Raw genomic sequence first — 16290 nt, 5'->3', positions numbered from 1 at the left:
CAGCCATCCCGCAATACCGACGTCCGGCCCTGCCCGCGGGGAACGGACGCACAGGCCTGATCCACGATGAAACTGAATCGACTGCCCACCCTGATCTTCATTGCGATGCTGCTAGGCGTGCTGGTCGGCACCGCCGTGCACAACATGGCGCCGGACGCCGCCACCGCGAAATCGATTGCGGACCACCTGTCCATCCTGACTGACGTGTTCCTGCGGATGATCAAGATGATCATCGGCCCGCTGGTGTTCGCCACGCTGGTGGCCGGCATCGCCAGCATGGGCGACGGCCGCGCCGTCGGCCGCATCGGCACGAAGGCGATGATGTGGTTTATCGGCGCCTCGATCACCTCGCTGCTGCTCGGCCTGGTGATGGCCAACGCGCTGCAGCCCGGCCACGGCATGAACCTGCCGCTGCCGGCCGCGGACGCCGCCTCGAACCTGAAGACCGGCGCGCTGAACCTGCGCGACTTCATCGCCCACATGTTCCCGAAGAGCTTCGCCGAGGCGATGGCGCACAACGAGATCCTGCAGATCGTGGTGTTCTCGCTGTTCTTCGGCTTCGCGCTGGGCACGGTCAAGGACGGCGTGGGCAAGCCGGTGCTGGAAGGCATCGAGGGCCTGGGCCACGTGATGCTGAAGGTCACCAACTACGTGATGGCGTTCGCGCCGGTGGGCGTGTTTGGCGCCATCTCGGCGGTGATCGCCGCACAGGGCCTGGGCGTGCTGGCGGTCTACGCCAAGCTGCTGGGCAGCCTGTACCTGGCGCTGGCGCTGCTGTGGGTGGCGCTGATCGCGGGAGGCTACTTCTTCCTGGGCCGTGACGTGTTCCGCCTGCTCAAGGGCATGCGCACGCCGCTGATGATCGGCTTCGCCACCGCCAGCAGCGAATCGGCCTACCCGAAGGTGATCGACCAGCTGACCCGTTTCGGCGTCAAGGAGCGCATCACCAACTTCGTGCTGCCGCTGGGCTATTCGTTCAACCTGGACGGCTCGATCATGTACACCTCGTTCGCCGCGCTGTTCGTGGCCCAGGTGTATGGCATCGAGCTGTCGCTGAGCCAGCAGATCACCATGCTGCTGGTCCTGCTTGTCACCAGCAAGGGCATCGCCGGCGTGCCGCGCGCCTCGCTGGTGGTGGTCGCCGCCGTGCTGCCGATGTTCGGCCTGCCGGAGGCCGGCATCCTGCTGGTGCTGGGCATCGACCACGTACTCGACATGGGTCGCACCGTGACCAATGTGCTCGGCAATGCCATTGCCACCGCCGTCGTCGCCAAAAGCGAAGGCGCCATCGGCGCGCCGGTACTGTCCGACGAGGAAGAACCCGTCGTCGCGGATACCACCACCAGCCTGGCATCGGTCCAGGCCGTGGCCGGCAAGTAACACAGCCTGCCAGGTGTGCCAGGGCCCGGTTGCCGACAAGGCAACCGGGCCTTTTTGCATCCATGACACGGGCATGGTCGCGCCGGTGTGGTAAAAGTAGGCACCCGCGCCGCCCTGGCCCCGGAAAAGACTGCCATGGATCACTGTCCTGCCGGCGCGTCCGCTTCGCCCCTAGCCTGACCAGACTTCCTGATGACCGGCCCGCTCCACCCTCCCGGCGATACCCCGCACGCGCCCACCGCCACGCAAGCCACGCACGCCATGCCCGCCCGCCTGCCCCACGGCCTGCGCGGCGCCGCACCGCTGCTGGCGTTGCTGGCGCTGGCCGTGCTGGTCGGGCTGGCCGGCGCGCTCGGCTACCGTTACAGCTACGACAACGCGCTGGCGCGCCAGGCCGAGCGCGGCCAGGTGCAGTTGCGCCTGTACACGCAGGCGCTGGAGAGCGAGCTGGCGCACTACGACTACGTGCCAGGCCTGCTGTCGCTGGACGAGCGCATCGCCGGGCTGCTGCTGCGCCCGGACGACACCGCGCGCGTGGCCCGCGCCAATGAATACCTGACCGCGCTCAATGCCCGCGCCGGCACGCGCGTGGTCTACGTGCTCGATGCGCACGGCAAGGTGCTGGCCGCCAGCAACTGGCAGCGCCCCGACAGCTACGTGGGCGAGGACCTCAGCTTCCGGCCTTACTTCCAGGCTGCGATGGAGGGCCAGCTCGGCCGCTTCTACGGTGTCGGCACCACGCGCAGCGAATCCGGCTACTACCTGTCGGCACCGCTTGGCGAGCGCGACAACCCGTCCGGCGTGGCGGTGGTCAAGATCGGGCTGGAACCGCTGGAAAACCGCTGGCAGGGCGCCGACAGCCAGATGCTGCTGAGCGACGAGAACGGCGTCGTGATCCTGGCCTCGGACCCGTCATGGAAGCTGGCCGCACTGCGCCCGCTGTCAGACGAGGCGCGCCAGCGGCTGTCGCGCAGCCTGCAGTACAACCGCGCGCCGCTGCCGCAGTTGCCGCTGGTCTCGGTGCGCAAGCTCGCGAACGGAAACGGGGACACTGGTGGCACTGGTGGCACTGGTGGCACCGTTGCCACCGGTGGCAACGTCGGCAGCAGCGACGAACTGGTGCGCCTGCGCCGCGGCCCGCCGATGCTGGCCCAGCACGCCGCCCTGCCCGGCACCGACTGGGAGCTGACGCTGCTGACCAATACTTCTCAGGCGCGCCTGGCGGCGCTCAACAGTGCCGCGCTGGCGGGCGTGCTGACCGCCTTCGTGCTGCTGCTGGGCGCGGCCTGGAACGTGCGCCGGCGCATCGTCAACGAGCGGCTGGCCGCGCGCGCCGCGCTGGAAGCCGCCAACAGCGAGCTGGAGCGCAAGGTGGCCGAGCGCACCGCCGACCTGTCCGCCGTCAACCACCGGCTGCAGGCCGAAGTGACCGAGCGCATCCGCGCCGAGACCGTGCTGCGCCAGGCGCAGGACGGCCTGCTGCAGGCCGGCAAGCTGGCCGCGGTGGGCCAGATGTCGACCGGCATCGCACACGAGCTGAACCAGCCGCTGGCGGCGCTGCGCACGCTGTCCGGCAACACCGGCAAGTTCCTGGAGCGCGGCGACTATGCCACCGTACGCACCAACCTCGACACCATCATCGGGCTGGTCGAGCGCATGGGCCGCATCACCGGCGCGCTCAAGTCGTTCGCGCGCAAGTCGGGCAATGGCCTCAGGCATGCCCGGCTGGGCGAGGCGGTCGACAACGCGCTGTTCCTGCTGCAAACCCGCGTGGAAGCGGTACAGCCCGACCTGCAGCGCGACATCGATCCCGAACTGGCCGTGGTCTGCGACCCCAACCGGCTCGAACAGGTGCTGGTCAACCTGCTCGGCAACGCCCTCGATGCGGTCATCGGCCGGCCCGCGCCGCGCATCGCGCTGCATGCGCACGTGACCGGCGGCATGGTCCACCTGACCGTGCGCGACAACGGCGCAGGCCTGTCCGAAGAAGCCTTCGCGCGGCTGTTCGAGCCGTTCTTCACCACCAAGCCCGCCGGGCAGGGCCTGGGGCTGGGCCTGACGCTGTCGGCCGGCATCCTCAACGAGAACGGCGGCAGCCTGTCAGCCTCCAACCACCCCGACGGCGGTGCCTGCTTCACGCTGGTGTTGCCGCTGGCGCCGCACGAGGCCAGGGCACAGGATCCCAAGCATGCCGGCTGAACTGACCGTACTGATCGTCGAGGACGATGCCGACGTGCGCCTGGGCTGCGAACAGGCGCTGCGCCTCGAGGGGCTGGCCACGCGCGGCGTGGGCAGCGCCGAGGCGGCGCTGCGCGAGGTGGATCGCGGCTACGCCGGCGTGGTGGTCAGCGACATCCGCCTGCCCGGCATTGACGGCATGGCGCTGCTGGCGCAGCTGCGCGAACGCGACCCCGCGCTGCCGGTGATCATGATCACCGGCCACGGCGACGTGGGCCTGGCGGTGCAGGCGATGAAGCAAGGCGCCTATGACTTCCTCGAAAAGCCGTTCTCGCCCGAGCAGCTGGTCGATGCCACGCGCCGCGCGCTGGAGCAGCGCCGGCTCGCGCTGGAAGTGTCAGAACTGCGCGAACGTCTGGCCGGACGCGAAAAACTCGAAACTCGCCTGATCGGCCATTCGCCCGCGGTCGAACGCTTGCGCCGGCTGATCGCCGACCTCGCCGGCACCGACGCCAACGTGCTGATCCACGGCGAGACCGGCACCGGCAAGGAACTGGTGGCGCGCTGCCTGCACGAGGCCAGCCCGCGCCATGCGCGCCACTTCGTCGCCATCAATTGCGGCGGCCTGCCCGAGCAGCTGTTCGAAAGCGAGATTTTCGGCCATGAGGCAGGCTCGTTCACCGGCGCCGCGCGCCGGCGCATCGGCAAGATCGAACACGCCGAAGGCGGCACGCTGTTCCTCGACGAGATCGAAAGCATGCCGATGCCGCTGCAGATCAAGCTGCTGCGCGTGCTGCAGGAGCGCGTGGTGGAGCGGCTCGGCTCGAACCAGCCGGTGCCCGTCAACGCGCGCGTGGTGGCGGCGACCAAGGCCGACCTGCGCACGCTGTCCGATGCCGGCCAGTTCCGCGCCGACCTGTACTACCGCCTGAACGTGATCACGCTGGAGCTGCCGGCGCTGCGCGAGCGGCGCGAAGACGTGCCGCCACTGTTCGAGCATTTCGTCGCGCAGGCGGCGCTGCGCTTCGAGCGCGAGGTCGTGCCCGCAAGCGCGGCCGAACTGGCGGCGCTGGTCGCCTACCCCTGGCCGGGCAATGTGCGCGAGCTGCGCAACCTGGCCGAGCGCCACGTCCTCGGGCTGGGCTGCAACCCGGGCCATGGCACTGCCGCTCCGGCAGCGCTGCCGCTGGCGCAGGCGGTCGACCAGTTCGAGCGCGCGCTGATCGCCGATGCCATGCGCAGGCACGACGGCAATCTCAGCCGCGCCAGCGAGGCGCTTGGCGTGGCCAAGACCACGCTGTTCGACAAGGTGCGCAAGCACGGCCTGCAAGACCGGTAGGTCTGTCATCGCAGCTCGCATGCCATGCGTTGCATCATTGCCTGACAGGCATGCTCTGGAGCGGCCGCTGAATTCAGCAACTGCCACAAATCGGACAGCGGCGCGGGGAACCACCCGGGCACCACGGTGTCTGCGTTACTGACTGCGCGTTCCCATGGCACGGCACAGTTTTCAATGTGCGTTGAAAAACAAAAGTGCGATGGATTTGTAGTTTTTTCTTACTGATTGCCTGACCTTTGCGGCATATTATGGGCTTCCGGCAAATCCGGAACCGGGACATGCAAAGCAATCATCTGCAGGCAGTCTGCGGGAAATAACAAAAACGTCAATTCGACGATAAATAATCGTCCGGCCGGCGGGGGAGCGGGCCAGGACACAGGGTCAGTCAACCATTGGCAGTGACATACGCGGCGCAGGTGTCTGGTGCCGCGCGCGCCTTGCCGGCGCGGACTGCCTTCAGGACTACGGGTGATTGGATGAAACTGGATCCGGCACTAGCTGAAAAGCCTTACTACAGCACGCGTACAGCGGCAAAACTGCTCAATGTCTCGCTGGGCACTGTCCAGAAGATGGTAGAGCGCGGCGAACTGGGCGCCTGGAAGACCAACGGCGGCCACCGGCGCATCCACAAGGAAACCGTGCATCGCCTGCTGGCGACGCGCATCGGGCACGAAGCGGCGGCGCCGCATGGCCTGGACCTGGTGGTGTTCCATCCCAACCACCAGGAAGCGCAGCGCATCCACGGCCAGCTTGGCAAGTGGGGCCTGCCGCTCAAGAGCGTGGTGGTCGACGATGTGCTTGACACCGTCATCACCTCGGTCAGCGCGCATCCGCGCGTGGTGCTGTACTACGTCGACGAACTCAACGACGCCGAGTCGGCCACCATCGAGAAATTGCAGAATTTCTTTGCCAGCCAGCACGTGATCTTTGCGGTGATCACCAACCGGCAAGCCTATGATGGCGTGGCCGACGCGCTGCAGCACTGGGGCATCATGGTGTTCCTGAAGACGCCCTCGCTGGAAGAGGTCAAGGGCTTCCTGCGCGCCCAGCTGATGATGGGGCGCGCCGGCTGAGTCGAGCGCCCCCTCGCAACGAGGGGAGTCGCGTTCGCGGTCAGGCCAGCGATGCCAGCCGCGGCAGTTCCAGCCCGGCCTCGCGGTCTTCAGCCTGCGCCATCATCCAGCCATAGAGATTGCGCGGATCCGGCGGCATCGCCACCAGTTCCACCGCCCTGCCCGCCCGCCGGGCATGCGCGGCGGCATAGAGCCAGCGCAGCGCGGCGTAGTCTTCCAGCGCAAATCCCACGGAATCGAACACCGTCACGTCGTCGGCCGTGACACGGCCCGGCGCGTCGCCGGCCAGCACCTGCCACAGCTCGGTCACGGGCGCGTCGGCAGGCAGTTGCTGGATCTCGCCCTCGATGCGCGTCTGCGGTTCGTACTCCACCACGATGCGCGCCCGGCGCAGGATATCGGCATGCAGCTCGGTCTTGCCGGGGCAGTCGCCGCCGACCGCGTTCAGGTGCATGCCCGGGCGCACCTGCGCCGGTGTCAGGATGGTGGCGCGGGTCTTGTCGGCGGTCACGGTGGACACGATGTCGGCGCCGTCCAGCGCGGCCTGCACGGATGCCGCGGCGCGGATCGCCAGTCCCGGCACGCCGGCAAGGTTGCGCATCAGCCGTGCCGTGGCGGCGGGATCGATGTCGTAGGCGGCGATCTCGCGCACGCCCAGCATGGCGTGGAAGGCAAGCACCTGGAACTCGGCCTGCGCGCCATTGCCGATCAGCGCCATGGTGCGCGCACCCGGCCGCGCCATCGCCTGCGCGGCCAGCGCCGAGGTGGCGGCGGTGCGCAGCGCGGTGGCCAGCGTCAGGTCGGCGAGCATCAGCGGGAAGCCGGTTTCCACCTCTGCCAGCATGCCACACGCCATCACCGTCGGCATGCCATGCTGCGCGTTGCGCGGATGGCCGTTGACGTACTTGAACGCGTACTGGATGCCGTCGCTCACCGGCATCAGCTCGATCACGCCGCGGGCGGAATGGCTGGCCAGGCGGGCGGACTTGTCGAAGGCATCCCAACGCAGGAAGTCCTGGCGGACATGGTCGGCCATCTGCACGATGGCGGGCTGAACGCCGACCGCGGCCACCAGCCGGGCCACGTCGTTGGCGTCGAGGAACAGCGACCGGGCGGTCTCTTTCATGATCGTTTCCTTGGCTGTCGATGGCGGATGCATCAGGCCGCGGCCGCGGCGACGCCGGGCCCGCTGCTGCGGTCGAGCCGCAGCGTCATGCAATACGCGCCGCCGCCGGACAGCATGAAGGGCGAGAGGTCGACCTCGTGCAGCTGGTAGCCGCGCCGGCCCAGTTCGGTGCGCAGGTGCGGCGTGGTGCGGGTCATCACCACCTGGTCGTCCAGGTTGACGGCGTTGACGCTGAAGTGGCGCAGGTCGTCGGCGCTGGCCTCGATGCGCAGGCGCGCCGGCAGGCGTGCGCGCAGCTCGCGCAACGCCGCTTCACTGAAGGCCGGCGGATAGTAGAGGATCTCGCCGCCGGACAGCGGGCAGAAGCATACGTCGAGGTGGTAGCTCTGCTCGGTGGCCAGCTCCAGCGCCACCACTTCCTTGCCAAAGAATTCCGACACGGCGGTGGCCGCCTCATGCGACGAGCGCGGACCGAAGCCGGCCCAGAAGTGGCCGCGGCCGGCATCCCAGATGCAGTCGCCCGCGCCTTCCTGGAAGCAGCCCTCGGGCAGCAGCGCCACTTCATCGAGCAGGCCGCGCTCGCGCAGCACGCCGAAGATTGCCGCGAACGGCGCTTCTTCGCCGCGCCGCTGCGGGTAGCGGAAGCGCGCCAGCAGTGCGCGGCCGTCTAGCACCACGGCGGCATTGGCCGGGAATACCATGTCGGGCAGGTCGGGGGCGCCGGCCGCCACTTCCACCGCGAAGCCGGCCCGGCCCAGCGCCGCGCGCAGCGCGTCGAAGGACTGCATGGCGTTGCGGTGCATGCCGCGCGGGTCGCGCGCCCAGGCGTCGGGGTCCATCCACGGATTGATGCTGTACGACACGTCGTAGAAGGTCGGCTCGACAATCAGGATCGTGGGGGTGTGGATCACGGCGGCTCCTTTTTTCTGGGGTTCTGGAAACAAATCAGTCGATTGCATTCTGGTGCAGGCTGGTGTTAACTAATAGCCAGCAAGTTGCGCAATTTGCGCCTTCCACTTAGCAAAACGACAGACTTCACTGGCAAATCGCCAGAACCCCCGATACCCACATGGACGCCACCGATCAACAGCTGCTTTCCCTGCTGCGCGACAACGCACGCACGCCGGTCACCGCGCTGGCGCAGGCACTGCGCGTGTCGCGCGCGACCGTGCAGAACCGGATCGACAAACTGGAGAAGGAAGGACTGATCGTCGGCTATACCGTGCGCCTGCGGCCCGAGGCCGAGGCGCACCGGATCCGCGCGTGGATGACGATCGCGGTGGAAGGCAACAAGGCGCGCACGGTGCTGCAGGCGCTGCGGGGCGAGCCCAACGTGCAGGCGCTGCATACCACCAATGGGCGCTGGGACATCATTGCCGAACTGCGCGCGGATACGCTGGAGGCGTTTGACCGGACCCTGGACCGGATCCGGTTGATCGAGGGGATCAGCGCGACGGAGACGAGTATTTTGCTGTCGACCTACAAATAGCGCCGCCGGCTTGAACCTCAGCCTGCCAACCGCCCCCGCAGCCGCTCGCGCCGCGCTTCCTCATGATGGACCTGCGAACTTGCCTGCAGCAGGTCGCGCAGCGACACAATGCCCGCCAGCCGCATGCTGTCCACGCTTTCCACCACCGGCAGCCGCGCCACGCTGAGCGTGGCCATGCTCCCCGCGGCCGCGCGCGCGGTCTGCTCAGGCAACAGCACATGCGCCGGCGCACTCAGCAAGTCACGGCAGCGCAGGCCAGGCGGCACCTCGCCGGCGGCCGCGCCGCGGATGGCGGCGCGTTCCAGCATGCCCAGCACGCGCCCGCCCGCCACCACCGGATAGGCGCGGTGCGCGGCGTGTTCGCCGAAGTAGCGCGCCAAGGCGTCGGCCACCGGCAGGTCGGCATCGATCGTCACCACCTCGTGCGTCATCAGCTCGCCCACATGGGCGCGCTCAAGCGGGTCGACGCCGTATTCGCGGTAGATATGCAGGCCGCGCCGGGCGATCTTTTCGGTCATGATCGAGCGCTTCATGGTCAGCACCGAGAAACCGTACGCGACCGCCGTCGTCAGCAGCAACGGCAGCAGCGCGTGCGTGTCGTGCGTCAGCCCGAAGGCGAACACGATCGCGGTCAGCGGCGCGCCCAGCACGCTGCCAAGCACGCCGGCCATGCACACCAGCGCCCACAGCTCGGGCGAACCGCCCGGCAGCCACGGCGCCAGCACCGTGCCCAGCCCCGCCCCGAGCATCAGCAGCGGGGCCAGCACGCCACCCGAGGTGCCGGAGCCCAGTGCCGCGATCCAGATCACCGCCTTGACCGCCAGCAGCCCCAGCGCAATGCCAATGGCGATGCGGTGGTTGAGCAGGTCGCCGATCACGTCATAGCCAACGCCCAGCGCGCGCGGCTCGAAATAGCCGCCGATGCCGACCACCAGCCCGCCTATCGCCGGCCACCACATCCAGTGCAGCGGCAGGCGCGAGAATGCGTCCTCGGTGCGGTACAGCGCCAGCGTCAGCCCAGCGCCCAGCGCGCCGCACAACAGTCCGGCGATCACGCACGATGCCAGGGCCGGCGTGCCCGCGGCCGCGGTCTGCAGCGGGAACAGCGGGCCAGCCTCGAACAACAGCGGCCGCAGGAAGCCCGCCACCGCGCATGCCAGCGCCACCGGCAGCAGGCTGCGCGGGCGCAGCTCGAACAGCAGCAGTTCCACCGCCAGCAGCACCGCCGCCACCGGCGTGCCGAAGATCGCCGTCATGCCCGCGCACGCGCCCGCCACCAGCAACGCCTTGCGCTCGCCGGCGGTCAGGTGCAGGTACTGCGCCAGCAGCGACGCCAGCGAGCCGCCGGTCATGATGATCGGCCCCTCGGCGCCGAACGGCCCGCCGCTGCCGATCACGATGCCCGACGACAGCGGCTTGAGCACCGCCACCCGCGGCGACATCTTGCTCTTGCCGAACAGCACCGCCTCGATCGCCTCGGGAATGCCGTGGCCGCGGATCTTGTCGCTGCCGTAGCGCGCCATCAGCCCCACCACCAGGCCGCCGACCACCGGCACGGCGATGACCCACGCGCCCAGCGCATGGTCCGCCGGCGAGCGCTCGGCCAGCGACAGCGTCTGGTAGAAGAACAGGTTGGTGAAGAAGCGGATCAGGTTGACCAGCACGCTGGCCGCCACGGTGCTGAGCGCGCCGATGCCCAGCGCGATCGCCGACAGCATCAGCAGGCGGCGGTTGACGGCGTAGTCACGCTTCTCGACGGGCGCGGCGGTGGATGACGCAGGGAACGACATGAGGGCGACTCCTTTTTGCTCTTGTGCGGTGCATCACTCCCCAACACGGGGATGCGCTGCACCAAAGGCGGCCAAATATATCACCGCGTGATATATTACGTGCACCATTCCCAAGCCGCCCCCGTCCAAGAATGCCAACCGCCCCCGCTGTCGCCTCCCTGGCGCAAAACACCCGTGCATGGCTGCGCACTTTCGTCCCGCTGCCGATCTCCGCCAACCGACATGAGCGCCTCAAGAGCTGCTTCGGCGCGCTGCTCGGCCTGTTCTGCACCGAATGGATCAGCCACCAGACGCTGGGCGGATTCAATCCCTGGTTCGTCGCGCCAATGGGCGCGTCGGCGGTATTGCTGTTCGCGGTGCCGTCTTCGCCACTGGCGCAGCCGTGGTCGATCATCGGCGGCAACCTGTTTGCGGCGCTGGTGGGCGTGGCCTGCGCGCGCTGGATCCCTGACCCGGGCCTGGCCGCGGCGACAGCCGTGGCCGTGGCGATCGCCGTCATGTTCCAGTTCCGCTGCGTGCATCCGCCCAGCGGGGCCGTGGCGATCACCGCGGTATTCGGCGGCCCGGCGGTCAGCGCTCTCGGCTTCGGCTTCGTGGTGGTGCCAGTGCTGTTCAACTCGATGCTGCTGCTGCTGATGGCGCTGGCCTTCAACAACCTGTCGCGCCGGCGCTACCCGCACCGCCCGCCCGAGCCCGCGGTGCAGCATGGCACCAAAGACGTGCCGCCGACCCAGCGCGTGGGCTTTAACCGCGCCGACCTGGACGCGGCCCTGAAGGCGCGCGGCGAATTCCTCGACATCGAAGAAGACGACCTCGAGGCCATCCTGGTGGCGGCGCAGCTGCGCGCGTACCGGCGCCACTTCGGCAACGTTCTGTGCGGCGAGATCATGTCGCGCGACGTCATCATGGTGCGGCCGGACCAGCCCGCGCACGAGGCTGGCCACCTGCTGTCGCGGCACCGCATCAAGGCACTGCCGGTGGTCGATGCGCAGAACCGCCTCGAAGGCATCATCACCCAGAGCGATTTCTTCGCCGCGCAGCGCGATACCGGTGCGCGCCGGCTGGCCGGCACCGTGCGCAACCTGATGACGCACGCCGTGGTCACCGCCCGCGCCGACCAGCCGATGGTGGAACTGGCCCAGGCCTTCTCCGATGGCGGCCTGCACCATGCGCCGGTGATCGACGACCACCGCCGCGTGATCGGCATGGTGACGCAGTCCGACCTGGTTGCCGCGCTGCTCAAGAGCGGCGTGATGGCAGTGCCGGCCTGAGGTTGGCCGGGGTTGGCCTGAGGTTGACCCCCTCGCTGGCGCCGGCCCTGCCCGGCGCCTTTTCCTCCATGCCTTGACGGCACGCCCGCCGCGCTGTTCAACGTCACAAAGCTATGGCACTGTGGATGCGTCCCGGGCGTGCTGCGCCGGCGCATCGCGATGTGGTGCCTGAAGCATCCCTCCAGCACCCTCCAGCAGCCCTTTGGCATCGCCCGCCCCGGCGTAGGCTATATTTACGCCGTTTCCGTCACACCGGCGGGCCCAGGGAGAGCCATCGATGAGTTCCGGCCAGTTAATCGAGAAAATTGCAGCAGTCTTTGCGCTGATCGTCCTGATCGGCGGCTCGCTGCTTGTGCTCGCGCCCTTTACCACGGCGCTGCTGTGGGGCGCGATCCTGGCCTACAGCTCGTGGTACCCGTACACCGTGCTGTCGCGCTGGCTCGGCAACCGCCGCGGCCTGGCCGCGCTGATCTGCGTGCTGCTGGCTACGGTGATCGTGCTGGGCCCGTTCGTCTATGCCGGCGCCAGCTTCTCGGCGCACCTGGACGACCTGTCGGCGCTGGTCGACCGCTACATGGAGCACGGCATCCCGCAGCTGCCTGACTGGCTGAGCAGCCTGCCCTATGTCGGCACGTACCTGCAAGGCTCGTGGGACCGCATCATCAACGCCGACTCCGAGATGGTCGCCAACCTGCGCAAGCTGATCGCGCCGGTCGGGCATGTGCTGCTCGGCGCCGGCCTGTCGATCGGCGCGGGGCTGGGGCAGCTGGCGCTGTCGATCATCCTGGCGTTCTTCTTCTATACCGGCGGCGAGTTCGCCATTGCCTGGCTGCGCGCGGGCATGCGCCGCATTGCCGGCGAGCGTGCCGACCACCTGCTGGAACTGGCCGGCAGCACCGTCAAGGGCGTGGTCTACGGCGTGCTGGGCACGGCCTTTATCCAGGCGGTGCTGGCCGCCATCGGGCTCTGGATCGCCGGCGTGCCGGGCGCGGCCATCCTCGGCTTCGTCACGTTCTTCCTGTCGGTGGTGCCGGTGGGCCCGCCGCTGGTGTGGCTGCCGGCGGCGCTGTGGCTGTACCACTCCGGATCCACTGGCTGGGCCATCTTCCTGGTGGTCTGGGGCGTGGGCGTGGTCAGCATGGCCGACAACATCGTCAAGCCGCTGCTGATCAGCAAGGGCACCGGCATGCCGCTGATCTGGATCATGCTGGGCGTGCTGGGCGGCGCGCTGGCGTTCGGCTTCCTGGGTGTATTCATCGGCCCGACGCTGCTGGCGGTGGCGTATGCGCTGCTGCGCGACTGGACCATCGGCTCGCAGGCCGAGCTGGCGCAGGACCTCGCGCACGACCTGAAGCCGGGCGGCGCGGCTGCGGTAGCGCCGCCCGCCCCGGCAGCAACGGCTAAAACGGCAGCAGCAGCGGCACCCGCCGTGGTCGACAACCCCGACGTGCCGCCGGCGACCACCGGCAAGCACCCCGGCTGAACGGCTGATGGCAGGTCCCGACAACGCCCCCGCACCCGCCTTGCCCGATACCTCGCCCGCCGCCCTGCACCGGCTGGTGGCGTGCGAGTACTGCGATGCCGTCTACGAGCGCACCCCGATCTCCCCCGGCGAGCGCGCGCTGTGCCTGCGCTGCGGCGGCGAGCTGTACCGCGAGAGCCGGCGCCACTACCGGCGCCTGCTGCCGCTGGTGGTCACCGCGCTGATCCTGTTCCTGGTTTCCAACGCCTACCCCATCGTCGAGATGGACCTCAAGGGCGTGCGCACGCAGACCACGCTGCTGGGCGCGGTGCAGGCGCTGTACGACGACCACATGGCGCTGGTCGCGGCGCTGGTATTCGCCACCACCATATTGTTCCCGCTGTCCGAGCTGCTGATGATGATTTACCTGCTGGTGCCGATGGCGAAGCACCGCATGCCGCCGGGCTTCGACCGCATCGTGCGCGGCATCCGGCAAACGCGGCCGTGGGGCATGATCGAGGTCTTCATGATCGGCGTGCTGGTCACGCTGGTGAAGCTGTCCACCATGGCGCGCGTGCTGCCCGGCATCGCGCTGTGGTCGTTCGCCGCGCTGGTGATCGTGCTGGCGGCGATGCTGTCGTTCGACCCGCGCGACCTGTGGCGCTACCTGGAAACCCCGGAGGATGAGGCCGGAGGCGCAGGGGATGCCGGCGGTGCAAGCGAGGGAGGCCGATGACGGACGCGAGTCGGCCGCCGCCCCGGCAAGCGCCACGGCCATCTCGCCCCGACCGCCTGGCGCACCCGCGCCGGCTCGCGCGCGAGGTGGTGGCCGAACTCACCGACGACGACGAGCGCACGCCGCTGCCGCAGGTGCCGACCGCCAGCCGCCTGGGCCTGCTCTCCTGCCACGCCTGCGACCTGGTCAGCCCGCGCACGCTGGAAGGCGAGCCCTGCCCGCGCTGCGGCGCCACGCTGCACCACCGCAAGCCGGACAGCCTGGCGCGCACGTGGGCCTTCCTGCTGGCCGCATTTATCCTCTACATCCCGGCCAACATGCTGCCGGTGATGGTCACGCAATCGATCCTCGGCACGCAGCAGGACACCATCCTGTCCGGCGTGATCTACCTGTGGCTGTCCGGCTCGCACATGCTGGCTGTGCTGGTGCTGATCGCCAGCATCATCGTGCCGCTCTTGAAGATGGTGATCCTCACCTTCCTGCTGCTGTCGGTGCATTTCCGCGCGACCTGGCGCATCCGGCAGCAAACCCGGCTGTACGGACTGGTAGAGGTGATCGGCCGCTGGTCGATGCTGGATATTTTCGTGGTGGCGCTGCTGGCCTCGCTGGTGCGGGCCGGGGCGCTGGCCACCGTCATCCCGGGCGGCGGCGCGCTGGCCTTTGGCGCGGTCGTGGTGCTGACCATGCTGGCCTCGCTCAGCTTCGATCCGCGCCTGCTGTGGGATTCGCTGGAAGACGACAATGCCCGACACTGAACAACATCCGCCCAACCCGTCCGGCGCTCCCGGCCCCGGCCTGCCACGGCCCGAGCGCCGGCGCCGCGCGCGCTGGCTGCCATCGCTGGTGTGGCTGATCCCGATCGTCGCGGCGGTCGTCGGCGTGTCGCTGCTGGTGCACACGCTGGCGTCGCGCGGGCCGGAGATCACCGTCAGCTTCCGCACCGCGGAGGGCCTGACACCGGGCAAGACCGCGGTGCGCTACAAGGACGTCGATATCGGCCTGGTCAAGTCGGTGCGGCTCGCGCGCGACCGCTCGCACGTGATCGCGTCGATCGACCTGACCAAGGACGCCGAGAACTTCGCGGTGGCCGACACGCGCTTCTGGGTAGTGCGCCCGCGCTTCGCCGCCAGTGGCGTGTCGGGGCTGGAGACGCTGCTGTCGGGCGCCTACATTGGCGTCGATGCCGGCAAGTCGTCCGAGTCCACGCGCGAATTCAAGGGGCTGGAAGTGCCGCCGGTGGTGACCACCGACTCATCCGGCAAGCAGTTCGTGCTGCGCGCGTCCGAGCTGGGCTCGCTCGACATCGGCTCGCCGGTCTACTACCGCCGCGTGCAGGTGGGCCAGGTGGTGGCCTACCAGCTCGAGCCCAACGGGCGCGACATCTCGCTGCGCGTATTCGTCAACAAACCCTATGACAAGCTGGTCACCGCCGACACGCGCTTCTGGCATGCCAGCGGCGTCGACCTCAAGCTCGATGCCGGCGGCCTCAAGCTGTCGACGCAATCGCTGGTGACGGTGCTGCTGGGCGGCGTTGCGTTCCAGGCGCCGGACCGCACCGCCGCCACCGACGCCGCCGCCGAGAACACCCAGTTCCTGCTGGCGGCCGACCAGTCCGACGCCATGAAGGAGCCGGAAGAACTGGCGCCGACCCTGGCCGTGCTCAACTTCGACCAGTCGGTGCGCGGCCTGTCGCCGGGCGCGCCGGTGGACTTCCGCGGCGTGATCGTGGGCCAGGTCCGCTCGATCGGCATCGAATACCAGCGCGACAAGAAGGCCTTCCGCATGCCGGTGGTGGTCGAGCTGTACCCGTCGCGCATGGGCTTCCGCGAGCGCGACGTGGAAGACCGCGCGCGTGCCCGCCAGATCATCGAGGGTCTGCTCAAGCGTGGCATGCGCGCGCAGCTGCGCACCGGCAACCTGCTCACCGGCCAGCTGTACGTGGCGCTCGACTTCTTCCCGAAGGCGCCGCCGGCCCAGGTCAACCTGGACGCGCCGATCCCCGAGTTCGCCACCACGCCGGGTACCTTTGACCAGTTGCAGGCGCAGGTGGGCGAAATCGTCAACCGCATCGACAAGATCCCGTTCGACCAGATCGGCCAGGACCTGCGCGCAACCGTGGCGAGCCTGAACAAGACGCTCGCCACCGCCGACCAGCTGGTGCAGCAGCTCAACGGCGACGTCGCGCCGCAGGTGCTGGCGGCGCTGCAGGACGCGCGCAAGACGCTGACCACGGCCAACGGTACGCTGGCGTCGGACGCGCCGCTGCAGCAGGACACGCGCCGCATGCTGCAGGAGCTGACGCGCACCGCCACGTCGCTGCGCACGCTGACCGACTACCTCGAACGCCATCCCGAAGCGCTGCTGCGCGGCAAGGCGGAGAAAGAATGATGAAGCGCCATTCCCTTACCTCGGCACCTACCTCGGCACCTACCTCGGCACTTGCCTC

The 16290-nt window shown here is 68.9% G+C and carries 13 protein-coding genes; 10 read left to right on the top strand and 3 right to left on the bottom strand.

Going from position 1 to position 16290, the window contains the following annotated elements; genetic code table 11:
* Nucleotides 1–66: 66 nt before the first annotated feature.
* The 4 genes from LPA45_RS03190 (at nt 67) to LPA45_RS03175 (ending at nt 5970) form a co-directional block, all read left to right on the top strand.
* Nucleotides 67–1380: a dicarboxylate/amino acid:cation symporter gene (locus tag LPA45_RS03190; RefSeq protein WP_116317279.1), complete on the top strand. Its 1314-nt coding sequence runs from the start codon at nt 67–69 to the stop codon at nt 1378–1380.
* A gap of 192 nt (nt 1381–1572) precedes the next feature.
* Nucleotides 1573–3579, top strand: coding sequence for an ATP-binding protein (locus LPA45_RS03185; protein ID WP_116317278.1), 2007 nt, complete (start codon nt 1573–1575; stop codon nt 3577–3579).
* Nucleotides 3569–4897, top strand: a complete 1329-nt coding sequence (locus tag LPA45_RS03180) for a sigma-54 dependent transcriptional regulator (protein ID WP_116317277.1) — start codon at nt 3569–3571, stop codon at nt 4895–4897. Before LPA45_RS03185 ends, LPA45_RS03180 begins: the two co-directional genes overlap by 11 nt.
* A 476-nt stretch (nt 4898–5373) precedes the next feature.
* The gene (locus tag LPA45_RS03175) at nt 5374–5970 is read left to right on the top strand and encodes a helix-turn-helix domain-containing protein (RefSeq protein WP_116317276.1); all 597 of its coding nucleotides are present in this window, start codon (nt 5374–5376) and stop codon (nt 5968–5970) included.
* Between the two features lie 40 nt (nt 5971–6010).
* On the opposite strand, the gene LPA45_RS03170 is transcribed toward LPA45_RS03175, so the two are convergent.
* Both LPA45_RS03170 and LPA45_RS03165 read right to left on the bottom strand, forming a co-directional pair.
* Nucleotides 6011–7096: an ornithine cyclodeaminase gene (locus tag LPA45_RS03170; RefSeq protein WP_116317275.1), complete on the bottom strand. Its 1086-nt coding sequence runs from the start codon at nt 7094–7096 to the stop codon at nt 6011–6013.
* Nucleotides 7097–7128: 32 nt separating this feature from the next.
* Nucleotides 7129–8007, bottom strand: a complete 879-nt coding sequence (locus LPA45_RS03165) for a dimethylarginine dimethylaminohydrolase family protein (RefSeq protein WP_116317274.1) — start codon at nt 8005–8007, stop codon at nt 7129–7131.
* Nucleotides 8008–8165: 158 nt separating this feature from the next.
* On the opposite strand from LPA45_RS03165, the gene LPA45_RS03160 reads away from it, so the two are divergent.
* Complete coding sequence (locus LPA45_RS03160; protein WP_116317273.1) at nt 8166–8585, top strand: Lrp/AsnC family transcriptional regulator; 420 nt, start codon at nt 8166–8168, stop codon at nt 8583–8585.
* Nucleotides 8586–8602: 17 nt separating this feature from the next.
* On the opposite strand, the gene LPA45_RS03155 is transcribed toward LPA45_RS03160, so the two are convergent.
* Nucleotides 8603–10375 (bottom strand): chloride channel protein, encoded by a 1773-nt coding sequence (locus LPA45_RS03155; RefSeq protein ID WP_116317272.1) that lies wholly within the window; start codon nt 10373–10375, stop codon nt 8603–8605.
* 131 nt (nt 10376–10506) lie between these two features.
* Here LPA45_RS03155 and LPA45_RS03150 point away from each other — a divergent pair, with 131 nt between their 5' ends.
* The 5 genes from LPA45_RS03150 to LPA45_RS03130 all read left to right on the top strand — a co-directional run bounded on the left by LPA45_RS03150 (nt 10507) and on the right by LPA45_RS03130 (nt 16232).
* A complete protein-coding gene (locus LPA45_RS03150) occupies nt 10507–11646 on the top strand; it encodes an HPP family protein (RefSeq protein WP_116317271.1) in 1140 nt (379 codons plus the stop codon).
* A 277-nt stretch (nt 11647–11923) separates the two neighbouring features.
* Entirely contained in the window at nt 11924–13129 is a 1206-nt protein-coding gene (locus LPA45_RS03145) for an AI-2E family transporter (RefSeq protein ID WP_116317270.1), read from the top strand.
* 7 nt (nt 13130–13136) lie between these two features.
* Nucleotides 13137–13844 carry a paraquat-inducible protein A gene (locus tag LPA45_RS03140; RefSeq protein WP_116317269.1) on the top strand — a complete coding sequence of 236 codons (708 nt, stop codon included), beginning with the start codon at nt 13137–13139 and terminating at the stop codon, nt 13842–13844.
* Nucleotides 13841–14599, top strand: coding sequence for a paraquat-inducible protein A (locus LPA45_RS03135; protein ID WP_116317268.1), 759 nt, complete (start codon nt 13841–13843; stop codon nt 14597–14599). The genes LPA45_RS03140 and LPA45_RS03135 overlap by 4 nt, the downstream gene beginning before the upstream one ends.
* Nucleotides 14586–16232: an intermembrane transport protein PqiB gene (locus LPA45_RS03130; RefSeq protein ID WP_116317267.1), complete on the top strand. Its 1647-nt coding sequence runs from the start codon at nt 14586–14588 to the stop codon at nt 16230–16232. Before LPA45_RS03135 ends, LPA45_RS03130 begins: the two co-directional genes overlap by 14 nt.
* Nucleotides 16233–16290 lie beyond the last annotated feature (58 nt).

The sequence above is a fragment of the Cupriavidus sp. Agwp_2 genome, assembly GCF_040784895.1.
Classification (GTDB): Bacteria; Pseudomonadota; Gammaproteobacteria; order Burkholderiales; family Burkholderiaceae; genus Cupriavidus.
This window is presented reverse-complemented; position numbering and strand designations above follow the sequence as displayed.